This is a genomic window from Vicinamibacterales bacterium (assembly GCA_036504215.1).
Taxonomy (GTDB): Bacteria; Acidobacteriota; Vicinamibacteria; order Vicinamibacterales; family Fen-181; genus FEN-299.
This window is the reverse complement of record DASXVO010000002.1, coordinates 72,683-87,852: the sequence shown is the minus strand read 5'-3', so window position 1 is coordinate 87,852 and position 15,170 is coordinate 72,683. Positions and strand designations below refer to the sequence as shown.

The 15,170-nt window shown below is 67.5% G+C and carries 12 protein-coding genes; 8 read left to right on the top strand and 4 right to left on the bottom strand.

Annotation, left to right across the window (positions count from 1 at the left end; translation table 11 throughout):
• Nucleotides 1-16: 16 nt before the first annotated feature.
• Complete coding sequence (locus tag VGK32_00520; protein ID HEY3380215.1) at nt 17-1,003, bottom strand: lytic transglycosylase domain-containing protein; 987 nt, start codon at nt 1,001-1,003, stop codon at nt 17-19.
• A complete protein-coding gene (locus VGK32_00515; protein HEY3380214.1) occupies nt 991-1,893 on the bottom strand; it encodes an ROK family protein in 903 nt (300 codons plus the stop codon). Before VGK32_00515 ends, VGK32_00520 begins: the two co-directional genes overlap by 13 nt.
• Before the next feature lie 126 nt (nt 1,894-2,019).
• On the opposite strand from VGK32_00515, the gene VGK32_00510 reads away from it, so the two are divergent.
• The 3 genes from VGK32_00510 to VGK32_00500 are packed head-to-tail and all read left to right on the top strand — an operon-like array spanning nt 2,020 to nt 6,739.
• Nucleotides 2,020-2,694 (top strand): response regulator transcription factor, encoded by a 675-nt coding sequence (locus tag VGK32_00510; GenBank protein HEY3380213.1) that lies wholly within the window; start codon nt 2,020-2,022, stop codon nt 2,692-2,694.
• Nucleotides 2,691-4,121, top strand: coding sequence for an ATP-binding protein (locus VGK32_00505; protein ID HEY3380212.1), 1,431 nt, complete (start codon nt 2,691-2,693; stop codon nt 4,119-4,121). The genes VGK32_00510 and VGK32_00505 overlap by 4 nt, the downstream gene beginning before the upstream one ends.
• Entirely contained in the window at nt 4,118-6,739 is a 2,622-nt protein-coding gene (locus tag VGK32_00500) for a carboxypeptidase regulatory-like domain-containing protein (protein ID HEY3380211.1), read from the top strand. Before VGK32_00505 ends, VGK32_00500 begins: the two co-directional genes overlap by 4 nt.
• Nucleotides 6,740-6,783: 44 nt before the next feature.
• Here VGK32_00500 and VGK32_00495 read toward each other — a convergent pair whose 3' ends face one another.
• On the bottom strand, nt 6,784-6,942 hold the full coding sequence (locus VGK32_00495; protein ID HEY3380210.1) for a twin-arginine translocase TatA/TatE family subunit: 159 nt from the start codon (nt 6,940-6,942) through the stop codon (nt 6,784-6,786).
• A 146-nt stretch (nt 6,943-7,088) separates the two neighbouring features.
• Between VGK32_00495 and VGK32_00490 the strand changes: the two genes are divergently transcribed.
• Nucleotides 7,089-7,547: a CoA-binding protein gene (locus VGK32_00490; GenBank protein ID HEY3380209.1), complete on the top strand. Its 459-nt coding sequence runs from the start codon at nt 7,089-7,091 to the stop codon at nt 7,545-7,547.
• A gap of 5 nt (nt 7,548-7,552) precedes the next feature.
• Here VGK32_00490 and VGK32_00485 read toward each other — a convergent pair whose 3' ends face one another.
• Nucleotides 7,553-7,969 carry an OsmC family protein gene (locus VGK32_00485; protein HEY3380208.1) on the bottom strand — a complete coding sequence of 139 codons (417 nt, stop codon included), beginning with the start codon at nt 7,967-7,969 and terminating at the stop codon, nt 7,553-7,555.
• 108 nt (nt 7,970-8,077) lie between these two features.
• On the opposite strand from VGK32_00485, the gene VGK32_00480 reads away from it, so the two are divergent.
• Genes VGK32_00480 through VGK32_00465 form a run of 4 tightly spaced genes read left to right on the top strand, consistent with a single transcriptional unit; the run spans nt 8,078 to nt 14,995 of the window.
• Nucleotides 8,078-9,997, top strand: a complete 1,920-nt coding sequence (locus VGK32_00480) for a PAS domain S-box protein (GenBank protein HEY3380207.1) — start codon at nt 8,078-8,080, stop codon at nt 9,995-9,997.
• Nucleotides 9,998-10,006: 9 nt separating this feature from the next.
• Nucleotides 10,007-11,188 carry an AmmeMemoRadiSam system radical SAM enzyme gene (gene amrS / locus VGK32_00475; protein ID HEY3380206.1) on the top strand — a complete coding sequence of 394 codons (1,182 nt, stop codon included), beginning with the start codon at nt 10,007-10,009 and terminating at the stop codon, nt 11,186-11,188.
• Nucleotides 11,189-11,214: 26 nt separating this feature from the next.
• On the top strand, nt 11,215-12,753 hold the full coding sequence (amrB, locus tag VGK32_00470) for an AmmeMemoRadiSam system protein B (protein ID HEY3380205.1): 1,539 nt from the start codon (nt 11,215-11,217) through the stop codon (nt 12,751-12,753).
• A gap of 4 nt (nt 12,754-12,757) precedes the next feature.
• The gene (locus tag VGK32_00465) at nt 12,758-14,995 is read left to right on the top strand and encodes a hypothetical protein (protein HEY3380204.1); all 2,238 of its coding nucleotides are present in this window, start codon (nt 12,758-12,760) and stop codon (nt 14,993-14,995) included.
• Nucleotides 14,996-15,170: the final 175 nt, after the last annotated feature.

The window sequence follows — 15,170 nt, the reverse complement described above, 5'->3', positions numbered from 1 at the left end:
CTTCCGACGTCTCCCGTCATCTCACGAGCCTCTCCAACACGTTCTTCACGAACTCGCGCGTCTCACCGTAGAGCGCGGCCTGACCGTGCACGTAGCGATCGGCGAACCCCGGACCCGCGTTGTACGCAATCAGCGCGTGTTCGTTGGTCCGGAAGATGCGCAGCAGGCCCGCCAGGTAGCGCACGCCGCCTTCGACGTTCTGCTCCGGGTCGAGCGGATTGACGCCGAGTTGGCGCGCCGTGCCCGGCATCAGTTGCATCAGGCCGATCGCCCCCACCTTCGACCGTGCCTCGGGATTCCAGCCCGACTCGCAGTCAATGACGGCGCGCACGAGCGCAGCGTCCACGCCATGCACCGCGGCGTATCGCACCACGTAGGCATCGGCCTGCGCCGCGCCAGGAGGCGGCGAGGAATTCGGTCGACTGTTCTTCCGGATGGCGTCCTGCCGACGCTGAGCGAGTGCCGCCAGCCGGCCGTACTCTCGATCGAGATAGTCGGATACCAGTGAGGTCCGAGACCCGGTCATCAGCATCTTCTGTGCGTTGTCGAGGGCCGTGCGTGTGATGCGTCCGGCCAGGATGTCCGCGATCTCCTTGGCCGAGTACCCGAGGCTGTGCAGGCGGTACGCCGTGTCGTCCCGCCGTCGCGCCGCGCGGTCGGTGGGAATGAGGATTGTGGACAGCCCGTTGAAGGCGGCGGCGTATTCGGCGAGCGTGTGGCCCTCGAGGGCACTGCCGGGCCGGGACGCTTGCCCGACGCCGGCCACCGCTCTCACCACCTGTTCGAAGTCGAAGAGCCGGGCGGCCGCCTGCTCAGGTGTCGCCTGCGCGGTGCTCCCGGCCAGTTCACGAAAGAGCCGTCCGAGGCCCGCATAGCTGCCGATGCCCCGCGTCGGCGTGGCAGTCGTCGCCGCCCTGTCGGATCGGTCGATCGATTGAGGCACGGCCGTCGTCGCGCCAACGGCCAGACAGAGAAACAGGAGGAGAAGCGCTACGCGGGCCATAGCCACGCGGCCCCGCGGACGCCGCTCGAATCGCCATGGGCCGGCGGCACGAGGCGGGTGTCCACCCGGTCCGAGAAGACGAATGGACCCCAGAGGCCCGGCACGTTCCGGTACAACCGCTCGACTTTCGACATGCCGCCACCGAGAACGATGACGTCCGGATCGAGCACGTTGATGATGGTGGCAAGCGACCTGGCCATGCGCTGCTCATAACGGGCGAGCGACGCCGACGCCGCGGCATCGCCCTGTCCCGCGCACCGGACGATCTCCGCCGCATCGACAGCGCCGCCCGTCATCGCCCGATGGTCGCGCGCGAGACCGGGCCCCGAGATGAACGTCTCGATGCATCCGTGTCGCCCGCAGTAGCAGGCCGGCCCCGGCGACTCAGCCCCGGTCGGCCACGGGAGCGGGTTGTGCCCCCACTCCCCCGCGACGGCGTTCCGGCCGGTCAGCAGGTGGCCGTGGACGACGACTCCCCCTCCGGTTCCCGTCCCGATGATGACGCCGAAGACGCAGTCGGCGCCGGCGCCCGCCCCATCGCTGGCCTCCGAGAGCGCGAAGCAGTTCGCGTCATTCGCGAGACGCACCGGACGCTGGAGGAGCGCCGCCAGTTCCTCTTCGATCGCGTGTCCGATCAGCCACGTCGAGTTGGCGTTCTTGACGAGCCCGGTTGCGGGCGAGACCACGCCTGGCATGCCGATACCGACGGTGCACCGGTGGCCGCCGATGGCCGACTCCACTTCGCGAACGAGCCCGGCTATGGCGTCGAGAGTGCCTTGGTAGTCCTGCCGTGGGGTGGGTACCCTGAGCCGGACCGGGATCGACCCGTCGTCTGCCAGGGCAATCGCTTCGATCTTCGTGCCGCCGAGGTCAATGCCAATCCGGAACATGCCGGAGATTGTGCGTCGCGGGTTCGGCGAAAAGCAAGACGAGCGGGATTCCCCCGGGCCTCGCGCGGTTCTCATCGGATTCTCATTGAACGATCTGTAGGATCATCATCGAAGAAGGGAGTCTGCATGCGGGTGCTCGTGGTCGAGGACTACGTGCCAATTCAGAAGGCGGTCGCCAAGAGCCTGCGCGAAGCGGGGTTCGCGGTGGACGCGGCGAGCGACGGCGAGGAAGGCCTCTGGTACGCCTCCAACAACGACTATGACGTCGTCGTGCTCGACCTGATGCTGCCGCGCGTGGACGGCTTGACGCTCCTCACGAATATCCGGGAGCAGGGTCGGTCGGCGCACGTCCTGATCCTGACGGCCAAGGACACCGTGGAGGATCGGGTGCGGGGGCTCGACCTCGGAGCGGACGACTACCTCGTCAAGCCATTCGCCATGGAGGAACTGCTCGCCCGCGTGCGTGCCCTGGCACGCCGCGCCTACTGCACCAAGAATCCGGAGTTGACCGTTGCCGACCTGCGCCTCGACACGATCGGGCAGCGGGTGTGGCGCGGTCGGGATGAGGTGAGTCTGACTGCCCGCGAGTACGCCCTCCTCGAGTATCTCGCGATGCGGGCCGGCCAGGTGGTCACGCGAACCGACATCTGGGAACACGTCTACGAGTTCAACGCGGAGGCCGACTCGAACGTGGTAGACGTCTACATCGGCTACCTGCGGCGGAAGATCGACCGCCCCGGTCAGCCGTCCGCGATCCAGACCATCCGCGGCACTGGCTACTCATTGCGAGCCTCGTCATGATGATGCGATCACTGCGCGGCCGCCTGCTCGCGTCGGTCATCGGGGGAATGGCGGTCCTCCTGATCGCGTTCGCGGCGCTCGTCTTCGAGGTCATGGAACGCTCGTTGCGGGAGGGATTCGACGCCGCACTCGCCGCCACGCTCCACACGGTGAACGGGGCGATCGAACAGGACGCTCGCGGGATCCGCGTCGATGTCGACGAGCGCGACCTGCCGGAGTTCCGGCGACCCCGCAATCCGGACTACTTCGAGGTCTGGCGGAACACAGGCGAGGTACTCGCCCGCTCGTCGTCGCTCGGGGAGTTGAGTCTCGACCGCCCTGACGCACCCGCCGACGGCGTGGTGGTCCGCAGGATCCGCCTGCCGAACGGCCGGCGTGGTCGGGCGGCAACCGCGCGCCTCGTGCCCCGAACAGACGATGAAGGTGCGCGTCTCACGTCTCCGCGCCATGTAATCGTCGTCGTCGCCCGAGACAGCGCCCCCCTCGACGACCAGATGTCCGCGTTGAAGTGGTTGCTGGGGCTGGGCACGGGCGGCACCATCGCCCTGTCGTTGTTGCTGGCCGGCCTGATCGTGCGCCGGGGTCTCGGGCCGCTCGACGAACTGGCGGCGCAGATTGCCTCCATCGGCGAGAACGACCTGTCCGCACGGATCGCCCTGGATGCTCCGCCCTCGGAATTGTCTCCCGTCGTCCAGCGGCTCAACGGCCTCCTGCAGCGTCTCGACGAGGCGTTCGCGCGCGAGCGTGCGTTCACCGCGGACGCCGCACACGAACTGCGGACGCCGCTGGCGGGCCTCCGCGCGACCGTCGAGGTCGCGCTGGCTCGACCGCGTGAGCAGGCGGAGTATCGAGAATCGTTGTCCGAATGCCTCGCGATCCTTCAGCACACCGAAACGCTCGTGGATCGGTTGCTGGCGCTGACGCGAATGGAGGGCCGGCAAACGCCGATCGCCGCCGACACGGTTTCGGTGGCCGAACTGGTCGAGACGGCGTGGCGGCCGCTGGCGCAATCGATCGAGGCGCGTCACCTGGTCGTGTCGAACCGCGTGCCCGCCGGCGCCGCGTGCACCGGCGACCGCGGCATCCTGCTCATGGCGCTGACCGCTCTCGCGGCAAATGCCGCGGAGTACACGAATGACGGCGGCCGCATCGACATCGAGACCGTCACGCTGCCGGAGCAGGTGACCCTGACCGTATCCAATACCGGGTGCCGCCTCTCGAGCAACGATGTCTCACACGTCTTCGAGCGATTCTGGCGCGGGGATCCTGCACGCGGCGACACCGGTCGCCACTGCGGCCTCGGCCTGACCTTGGTGCAACAGGCCGTTGGCGCGATTGGCGGAACCGTGACCGCCAGCGTGGTGGACGGCGTTTTCTGCGTTCAATTGACCCTTCCGTTCGCGTCCCCAGGTGGTGTCGTGTCATGACAGAAACCGTGCCCGTGCGTGCCGCTCTCCTCGGAGTACGATTCATCGCGCCGATTCTCCTGTGTTTCGCCACCCTGTCGGCACCCGCCGGCGCCCAGGCCAGGCCGGGCGCTCCGGCGGTCCCGGTGGCGGGCTACGTCCAAGACCAGACCGGCGGAATGCTTCCCGGCGCGGAGGTCACGTTGCGGCCCGTCGTCGCCGGCATCGGCGGCCCGCCGCGAATGGTCACGACCAACGACGGCGGCCTCTTCCGGTTCGACGATGTGCCGGCGGGCACGTACGAACTCCGCGCGCAGTTCCAGGGTTTCACGCCGACGGCCTTGCAGGTGCGCGTGGGCTCCCGGGCACCAGGGCGGCAGAAGCTGACCCTCGAGATTGCCGGCCTCGCCCAGGAAGTCACGGTCGCCACCGACTCGGCGGCCGTCACGCTCGATCCGACGCAGAATCGCGACGGCGTGTCGGTCGACAAGAAGATGCTCGCCGACATGCCCGCCTTCGACCGGAACTACCTGGACGCCGTGTCGGCGTTCCTCGACCCTGGTGCGGCCGGCACGGGAGGCACGACGCTGGTCGTCGACGGCATGGAGGGTCGGAAGGTCGGCGTGTCGGCCTCGGCGATCGAGCAGATCAAGATCAATCAGGATCCGTATGCGGCGGAGTATGCACGGCCAGGCGGCGGTCGCGTCGAGGTGATCACGAAGGCCGGGTCCGAGGCATACCACGGCGAGTTCAACCTCACGTTCCGCGATGGAGCGTTGAACGCGCGCAACGCGTTCTCCGACACGCGCCCCACCGAACAGCGGCGGATCTACGAAGGCATGCTGAGCGGACCGATCCTCGACGGCCGGACAACCTCGTTCATGCTGTCGGTCAATCGCGAGGAGACCGACCAACAGGCCATCGTGTTCGCCCAGGATCCGGCAGGACCGGTTCGTCTGACGATGGCGACCCCGCAGCGCAACGTCGAGGTGTCGGCCACGGTGAACCGGCAACAAGGGAAGAAGCAGACGTTGTCGTTCCGCGTGACCTATCAGAGCGAGAGCGCGCGAAACGAAGGCGTCGGCGGCACCTCGCTACCCGACGCGGCGTCGAATTCGGCGAACCGCGAACTGCAGCTCGTCTTCAGCCATCGGGCGATGCTCACCGGCACGCTGGTGAACCAGTTTCGACTGCTCGTCGGCGGCGACCACCAGACGAACACGAGCCTGAATCAGGCCCGGCGGATCGTCGTGCAGGACGCGTTCACCGGGGGCGGCGCCCAGGTCGACCAGTTCAAGGAGGAGCGGCACTTCACGCTCAGCGAAACGATCGCCTGGTCCAGGACACAACACACGGTGAAGGCCGGCGTGAGCATTCCGGACTGGAGCCGACGCCGGTTCGACGACCGCGGCAATTTCGGCGGCACGTTCTCGTTCAGCAGCCTGGACGACTACGCCCACAACCGGCCCTACGTCTTCACGCAACAGCAAGGCGATGGCCGGCTGGTGTTCTTGCAGAAGGTGTTTGCCGCATTCGTCCAGGACGATATCGCCATCCGGCGAAACCTGTCGGTGGCGATCGGCCTGCGGTACGACTGGCAGAACTTCTTCGTCGACAACAACAATGTCGCGTCCCGCATCTCGTTCGCCTGGGCGCCCGGGTCGAACGCCCGCACGGTGGTTCGGGGCGGCTTCGGGATCTTCTACGACCGGACTGGCACCGGACCGATGCACGACGTCGAGCAGTCGAGGGAGGGCCATCTCCTTCGCTACACGATCCTCAATCCCGGTTACCCCGATCCGCTGGGGCCGGGCGCGACGATTGCCAATCAACCAACGAGTCTCGTCCAGTTCTCGCCAGCCGTGCACATGCCCTACACGGCGCAATTCGGCGTCGGCGTCGAACAACAACTGGCCAAGTCCACGACACTGGCGGTGACCTACACCGGAACTCGCGGCGTGGATCTGTTCCTCTCGCGCGACATCAATGCGCCGCCGCCACCGCTCTACCTGACGAGACCGGATCCGACGCACGGCACCATCCGCGACATGGAAGCGGTTGGACGGCAATGGAGCCACTCGCTCCAGTTCACGCTGCGCGGGCGGATGAGCCGCCTGTTCGGCGGGTCGGTGCGGTACGTGTTGAGCCGCGCTCAGAACGACACGAGCGGCATCAACTCGCGCCCCGCCAACGACTACGACCTCACCGGCGAGTGGGCGCTCGCCGAGTTCGACGAGCGCCATCGGTTCGACGTCATGGGCGCGTTCACGCCCTGGTCGTGGTGCAGGCTGGGCGTGAACCTGTCGCTGCGGTCGGGCAGGCCCTACAGCCTGCGGACCGGGCGCGATGACTACAACAACGGCACGGCGAACGCCCGCCCGGCCGGAGTGCCGCGCAACAGCCTGGAGGGCCCGGGATCGGCCCGGCTCGACCTGCGCTGGTCTCGGGAGATCGAGTTGAGAAAAGGCAAGAAGCGCGATGAAGGCGCGAAGCTGACGCTCGGGGTCGACGCATTCAACGTGTTGAATCGCGTGAACTACAACGGCTACGTGGGCAATCTCAGCTCGCCGTTCTTCGGTCAGCCTGTCTCGGCACAGCCGGCGCGGCGGCTGCAACTGTCGGCGCGACTCGAGTTCTGAGGGCGGGTAGCGAACCCGCCCCATTCGGAGGCTGCGGCGCGAGGCTACTTCGCGTCGCGGTGCTCGTCCTTCGGGTCGATCTCATCCTTGAAACCGCGGATTGCCTGGCCCAACCCCTTGCCCAGGCCGGACAACCGGCTGGTGCCGAAAAGGAGGAGAAGGATGGCGAGGATCAGGATCAGCTCGGGCAGACCTATTCTCATGGGATACTCCCTAATCTTTCGAGCGGAGAATTCAACAATAGCACAGGAAGCGGCGAGCGGCGAATCGGGAGCGGTGCGAGGCACCCGTTCGAAGCTGCCGTTGACGCGCTCGGCCTGGATTCGGTAGGCTCACGCTCGAGGTCATCATGAAGACTGTCACCAGGCAGACGATCGACGGCTTTGCGTCCGACCGCACGCTCGCGATCATTGGCGTGTCGGCCAACGGCAAGGGATTCGGGAACGCCGCATACAAGGAACTGAAGGGGCGCGGCTACCGGATGCTTCCCGTGCATCCGACGGCCAACACGATCCAGGGCGACCCGTGCTGGCACGCGCTGGCCGACCTGCCGCGGCCGATCGAACGACTCCTCGTTGCCGTGAGCCCGGACCGGGCCGAGGCTGTCGTGCGGGAAGCGGCGGCGGCGGGCATCAAGGCCGTCTGGCTCCAGCAGGGCGCAGCGTCTCCGGAGGCCTTGCGCGCGGCCGAAGAACTCGGCCTGGACGCCGTCCACGGCCACTGCATCCTGATGTTCGCGGAACCCACCGCATCGTTCCACAAGTTCCATCGGTGGCTGTGGGGCGTGCTGGGGAAGATCCCGTCGTAGACCGGCTACGCGTACACGAACCGCAGTTCGACCTTCACGTCCGGATGAAGGCTCTGCTTGACCGGGCAGGTGTCCGCCGTGCGCTCGAGTTTGGCTCGGTCCTTCGGGGATGGAATGCGGTCGGGCGGAACGGTGATCGTCACGGTGAGAGCGCCGACACGACGCAGCGGCACCGCGGTCATCTCCTTGATGACGGTCACCTTCGTGCCCGACAGATCCAGCCCGTCACGTTTCGCAACGATCCCCATCACCGTCAGCAGACACGTCCCCAGCGCAGTGGCAACGAGGTCGGTCGGCGAGAACGCCTCTCCCTTTCCCCCGTTGTCCGTCGGAGCGTCGGTCACGAACTGACGGCCGGACGGGCCGTGCGTCGCCTCACAGTGCAAGTCTCCCAGGTATCGAATATCGATCGTGACAGCCATGTGCGAGCATTCTCCCGGACTCGAGTCCCTGGCCCGGGCTCCATGCTACCATGTCGCCAGTCACCCCACCCTGCACGCGTTCGGCTCCGCCCTCACAGGGAGTTCGACGTGCTGAAGAGCCCGCTGAGTTGCGAGCAGATCGTCGAGATGTCCGGCGATGGCCTCTGGACGATGGACGGACGCCGGCGCACCACCTCCATGAACGCGCGGATGGGGGCCTTGCTTGGCTTCGCGCCGGACGACCTCATCGGTCGCCCCGTGGCCGATCTCATGTTCGATGAAGATCTGCAGGCGCACGAGGCTCGGATGGCGGGGCGCGCTGCTGGCGTTGGTGGCCGGTACGAGCAGCGGTTCCGGCGCGCGGACGGCAGCCCGCTCTGGTGCCTGGTGCGGGAGACAGCCCTCCTCGGGCCTGGCGGCGAGATCGAGGGGTCGATCGGGATCTTCACCGACATCTCCGACCGCAAACAGGTCGAAGAGGCGCTGCGCGACAGCGAGCATTCGCTGCGGGAATTGCAGCGCGTCGCCGGCGTCGGATGGTTCGTCCATGACATCTCGGCCCGCACGTGGCGGGGTTCCGGAGCACTCGACGAGCTGTTCGGCATCGGTCAGGCCTTCCCGAGGACGATGGAGAGCTGGCTGTCGCTCGTGCATGCCGATGACCACGCAGAGGTCCAAGCCAGGTTTCAGCGGACGCTTGCGGGCGGCGAACCGTTCTCCTGCGAGTATCGAATCGTCCGCCCGAAGGACCGACAGATCCGCTGGGTGCAGGGTCTCGGCGAGTTCATCGATCGCGGAGGCGGGCAGTCGACCCGCGTGTTCGGTACAATTCAGGATCTCACCGAGCACATGCGCCAGGATCAGGAGCAGCGACACCTGGAGTCGCGGCTGCTGCAGGCGCAGAAGCTCGAGAGTCTCGGCGTGCTGGCTGGCGGCATCGCCCACGACTTCAACAACCTGCTGACGTCCATCCTTGGAAACGCGGACCTCGCACTGCTCGACCTGCCGCCAGGCACTCCAGCAGCCGACAGCATCGTGGCCATCGAGGCGGCCGCGCGGCGTGCGGCCGAGATTGCCCGGCAGATGCTCGCCTACTCGGGTCACGGCCGCTTCGTGCTCGAGCCGCTCCACCTGTCGCGGATCGTCCTCGAGATGAAGCGCATGCTCGAAGTGGCGGTCTCCAAGGGCGTCTCGCTCAGGTGGGACCTCGACGGCCACATGAACCGGGCGGAGGTGGATCCCGGTCAGATTCGCCAACTCGTCATGAACTTGACCGTCAATGCATCCGAGGCGATCGGCAGCAACGGCGGCGTGGTGAGCATCCGGACGGGAAATACCACAGAGCACGCCCTGCCCCTGGACGTCGACTACCTCGGCGAGGACATACCCGATGGTCGCTTTGTCTTCGTGGAGGTCTCCGACACCGGACCTGGAATCGACGAGGCGACGAGGCTGCGCCTGTTCGATCCCTTCTTCAGCACCAAGTTTCCCGGTCGAGGCCTCGGGCTCCCGGCCGTCCTCGGCATCGTCCGCGGCCACCGCGGCCACATCCAGGTTCTCAGCGAGCCGGGCCATGGGGCAACGTTCCGCGCGATCTTTCCCGCCGTGGATGCGCCCGTGTCACGACCAATCGCTGGTGTGCCACCCGACGCCGCCACAGCGAAAGCGCCCACGGTCCTCGTTGTGGACGATGAGGACAGCGTGAGGCTGCTGGCGAAGAGGTTCGTCGAACGCTGCGGGTACCGGGTCCTCACCGCGACCAACGGCGTCGAGGCCCTGGCCATGGTGCGTGAACACCCTGGAGACATCGGCTGCGTGCTCCTCGACCTCACCATGCCGAAGATGGACGGAGAGGCGACGCTTTGTGAACTGCGGCACATCGAACCCGACCTGCCGGTCGTGATGGCCAGCGGATACCAGGGGCAGGAGATCAAAGAGCGGCTGGTTGACCAGGCGCTGGCGGGCTTCATCCAGAAGCCATACAGGCTGGCGGACCTGAAAGCGACCCTGGATTCAGTACTCGCGTAGGATTCATCCATGTTCTCCCGGCGCCAACTCCTCATCACGGCGGCCCGGAGTCTGCCTCTCTCCATCGTACCGCCGTGGTCATCGCTCGTCGCCGGAGCCGGATGGACGCCCAACGCCGTGAGGGCCCGGTACTGGACGACGGCGGCGCTGGCCGGCGCGGAGTGCCGTCTGTGCCACGATCAGCCGCTCAGGCCGGATGCGGTGCACCAGCACGTGCGAACCACGGTGCGGTGCCTGCTGTGCGCCCAGCGGTGCACGATAGTTGCCGGTCAGGCGGGCAAGTGCCGGGCCCGGACCAACGTCCGCGGCGAACTCCGGACGCTGGTTTACGGCTACCCCTTGGCCGTCCACATCGACCCGATCGAGAAGAAGCCCTTCTACCACTTCCTTCCCGGCTCCTCGGCCTTGTCGCTCGGAACGGCCGGCTGTCCCCTGCGCTGCAAGTTCTGCCAGAACTGGGAACTGTCCCAGTCGACGCCCGGTGACGTCGAGAGCCAGTACGTCGCGCCCGAGGAACTCGTCCGCACCGCGGAGACGCGTCGCACGCCCGTCATCGCGTTCACCTACAACGAACCGACCGTCTTCATCGAGTACGTGCTCGACGTCGCGGGCCAGGCGCGCGCGCGTGGCATCCACGCGGTCATGGTCAGTTGCGGCTTTGCAAACGAGGTCCCGTTGGCCGACGTCTGCGGCGCCCTCTCCGCGATCAAGATCGACCTGAAGGGATTCAGCGAGGAGTTCTACCGCAACGTGTGCGGCGCCGAACTGCAGCCGGTGCTTCGCAGCATCAAGCAGATTGCGAAGAGCGGGCGGCATCTCGAACTGGTCAACCTCGTGGTCCCGACGCTGAACGATTCCGACAAGGCGTTGATGGGCCTGGCCGCATGGGTGGCCGGCGAACTGGGGCCAGACGTTCCCGTGCACTTCACGCGGTTTCATCCCGACTATCAATTGCGCAACCTGCCGCCGACCCCGGTCGCCACGCTGGAACGGGCCAGGCAGATGGCCCGGGACAAGGGAATTCACTACGCGTACGTCGGCAACGTTCCCGGACATCCAGGCAATCACACCTACTGTCCGAAGTGTCAAGAGGCCGTCATCCGGCGCGACAACTTCTTCGTCACCGAGACGCACATCAGGGACGGAAGATGCGAGTACTGCAAGCAGGCGATTGCAGGGGTGTGGGCGTAAGTCGGGGCGGAACGTGGAGAACTGACATGATGCGGCGATCGCTCTTCTGCGGAATCCTACTGGTTGCGCTCGGCCTGGGATGCGGGGGCTGGCTGCGCGCCGACGGATCCGGACCGCAAGGCGTCCGTGCGCCCGCTGTGGCCGGACAGTTCTATCCGGGCGACGGGAAGACGCTGACGGCCGCGCTCGACGGCTTCCTGCGGGATGCCATCGCACCGTCCGGCGAACGGCCGATCGCACTCATCGCACCACACGCCGGCTACGCGTTCTCCGGACAAATCGCCGCCGACGCCTGGCGGCAGACGAGCGGACACTCGTACGACATCATCGTCCTGCTCGGCACGAACCACACCACGGCCGGCTCCCGGAGCATCGGCGTCTTCACCGGCAGCGGCCTGAGAACGCCCCTGGGTGTCGTGGCGGTCGACCAGCCGCTCTCGGCGAGGTTGATCGAGGAGGACGCGGACTGTGTGGCCGATGCCGGTGTGCACGCGCGCGAGCACTCCATCGAGGTGCACCTGCCATTCGTGCAGCGCCTCTTCCCGGACGCGCGGGTGGTCGCGGCCATCGTGTCCTCCGAGGACGCAGCCGTGCTGACTCGGTTCGGCCGCGCGCTGGCCAAGGTGCTCTCGGGTCGCCAGGCCTTGATCGTCGCCAGTTCAGACCTGTCGCACTACCCGAGCGCGAAGGACGCCGTCGTCGCCGACGCGCGGACGCTCGGAGCCTTCGCCAGCCTCGACGTCGAACGGGTGCGGGCGGCGATGGCCTTCGCCACGCCTGGAGCCGGCAGCCTCTCCACCTGCGCCTGCGGCGACGCGCCCGTCATGGCCGCGATGATCGCCGCGAAGGCGCTCGGTGCCGTTCGAGGCCGCGTCGTCAGCTATGCAAACTCGGGCGACGTCGCGGTTGGCGAGAGCGACCGCGTGGTCGGGTACGGGGCGGTCGTCTTCTCCGCGGGTCGGCCGGGTGCGGACACGACCGCGGTGGCAGCCCGCGGCGCCGTCCCGCCCGACGCACCGCTGCCAGAATCGGACAAGAAGCAACTCCTCTCGCTCGCCCGCGAGACGATTCGCCGTTACCTCGAGAGCGGGATGCTGCCTCTCGCGCGGGGCCTGTCGGCGGCAGCCGACCGTCAGCAGGGTGCCTTCGTCACGCTCCGGAAGAAGGGCGAACTGCGGGGCTGCATCGGTCAGATGCAGCCGGACGCGCCCCTCCGCCGACTGGTCGGCACGATGGCTCTGGCGGCAGCCTTCGAAGACCGACGCTTCGACAAGGTCCGGGCGGCGGAACTGAAGGATATCGAGGTGGAAATCTCGGTACTGACCCCGTTCAAGCCCGTTCCCGGACCGGAATCGGTCGTCGTCGGCCGTGACGGCGTGCTGCTCAGGAAGGACGGGAGTTCTGCCGTCTTCCTCCCCCAGGTCGCTACTGAGGAACACTGGACCCGCGACGTGATGCTCGACAACTTGTGCACGAAGGGCGGCCTCCAACAGGGCTGCTGGCGGACCGGTGCGAAGTTGTTCACGTTCCAGGCGGATGTGTTCGGCGAGCGCGAATTCAAGTGACGCGATGCGGCTGTTCCTGACTGGGGCGCTCTCGCTCGTCGCTCAGATCGTCCTGCTCCGCGAGCTGAACGTCGCCTTCTACGGCGTCGAGTTGGTGTATCTGCTGGCGCTCGCCACGTGGATGGCCGGCACGGCGACCGGCGCGGCACTCGTCGGACGGCGCGACATCGATCGGGGCCCGTCCCTGTCGTGGCTGCTCGCGGTCTCCGCGGTGGCGCTTCCGGCGATGGTGGCGCTCGTCAGATCCGGCCGCGTGGCGCTCGGCGCGGTGCAGGGTGCGTACCTCCCGTTCGACCGGCAACTGCTGCTCCTCCTCGCCTCGATGCTACCGCTGTCGATGGCTCTCGGCTTGGCGTTCCGCTGGGCCGCAAGCGCCGCCTCCATCGCCGGCGTCTCGCTGGCACTCGCCTACGGCATCGAGAGCCTCGGAGCGGCGTTCGGCGGTCTGGCAGCCACCCTCGCGTTCAGAGCTGGCGTGCAGACGTTGGCACTGGCGGTTGGAGTCGCCGGTGTGGTGCCGGCGATCGTCATCCTGGAAAGCAGCGTGGACCGGCGCGTGCGCTCCCGCACGGCCATCGTCGTCGTCGTCGGCCTGCTTCTGACGACCCCACTCGCGCTGGCGTGGTCAGCATCGGTCGATCGCCGCATGACGGCATGGTCGCATCCGACCGTGGTGGACACGCGGGACTCGCCGTACGCGCGCATCACCGTGACCGCGTCGGCCGGACAGGTGTCCGTCTTCGAGAACGACGTGCTCACCTTCGAGAGCGAGACGGCGGAGAACGAGGAACTCGCCCACCTGGGCGCGCTGCAGCATGCCGCCCCTCGTCGCATGCTGCTGCTCGGCGGGCGCATCAGTGCGATCGATCGACAGCTCGCGCGCCACGCGCCCGAGCGCCTGGATGTCGTCGAGATCGATCGAGTGCTCGTCGACGTGGCGGAACGCCAGCTCGGAATCGCAACGGAGAGCGTTCGAGAAATCGGCGACCGCGTCGGGCCAACAAGGCTGTGGTTCGAAGATCCGCGCACGTTCATCACCCGCCCGGCCACGTACGATCTGATCGTCGTGGCCGCGCCCGAGCCGTCGTCCGGTCAGACGAACCGGTTCTTCACAGAGGAGTTCTTCCGGGCCTGCCGACGGCGGCTCGCGCCAGATGGCGTGCTCGCGCTGCGCCTGCCACTTTCCGAGAACCTCGTCACGCGGCAAGCGCTCCTCAGAACGGCAAGCGTGGTGCGCGCCATACGCCCGGCGTTCGCGACGGTGGACGTGCTGCCGGCCTCGGGAGCGATCGTCGTGGCATCCCGCGCGACACTGCCGTCCGACGTCGAGGTGCTGGTCGCCCGGCTGGCCAGTCGCCACTTGGGCACGAGGCTCATCACGCCCGCGTACCTCCGGTATGTCTACGAGAACGACCGCCGGGCAGACCTCGCCGCCCGACTCGAACAGGTACCCGCACGCGCCAACAGTGACGTCCGACCGGTGTGCTATCAATACACGGCGGTGCTGTGGCTCACGCAGTTCTTCCCCAGCCTGACCCGCCTCGACCTCACGACGTGGTCGTCGCCCGATCGGTGGCCGCCCATGGTGCAGTTCGTCATCGTCGCGGTGGTGCTGGGCGTCACGCTGGCTGTGCGTGTCGTCGGTCGCGCCCGGCCCTACGCGTTGGCCTTCGTCGCCGGATTCGCGGGCATGCTGCTCGAGACCGTGGGCATCTTCGACTACCAGGCACGGCGCGGCGCGTTGTTCGAAGACCTCGGTTTCCTGGTGATGGCCTTCATGGTCGGCCTGAGCGCGGGCGCGTGGGCCGCGGGCCGGTGGCGGGCGGAACGGCAGGCATCGGCAGGCAGGCGGCTGGCCCTCGCCGGACTTGGCGCGCTCGCCGCGACCGGACTGCTGATGGCGTGGCTGGTGGCGGGCGGCATCGAGGTCAGCTTACTGACGACGGCCCTGCTCCTGCTGCTCGCGGGGACGGCTGCGTCGTTGGTATTCGCGAGCGCGACCAGGTACTGCTTCGTGAACGATGGCGCCGGGAGAGGTGTCCTATTGGCGCCACCCGCGGGGAACCCTGCGGGGACAGTCTCTCCGGGAGATATTCCCGTCGGGGGCTTGTACGCCGCGGACCTCGCCGGCGGGTGCCTCGCGGCACTCGTCGCCAGTGTGGTGCTGATGCCGCTTGCCGGTCTCGTCACGACGGCGTGGCTCGTCGCTGGTGTGGCCGGACTTGCGCTCGTCCTCGTCTGACCGTCGTCCCTGACCAAGGGGACACGCACGACCGCCGCGGGCTGGTCCTGTCCGACAAGTTCCAGCACCACGCCGTGATCGACCGCCCGGTGGACGACCGCCGGCGTCAGCCTGAAGATGGAGACGGACTTCCCCGAGGGCGAGAGCGAGACCGGCACGGTGTGTGGCATCCGCA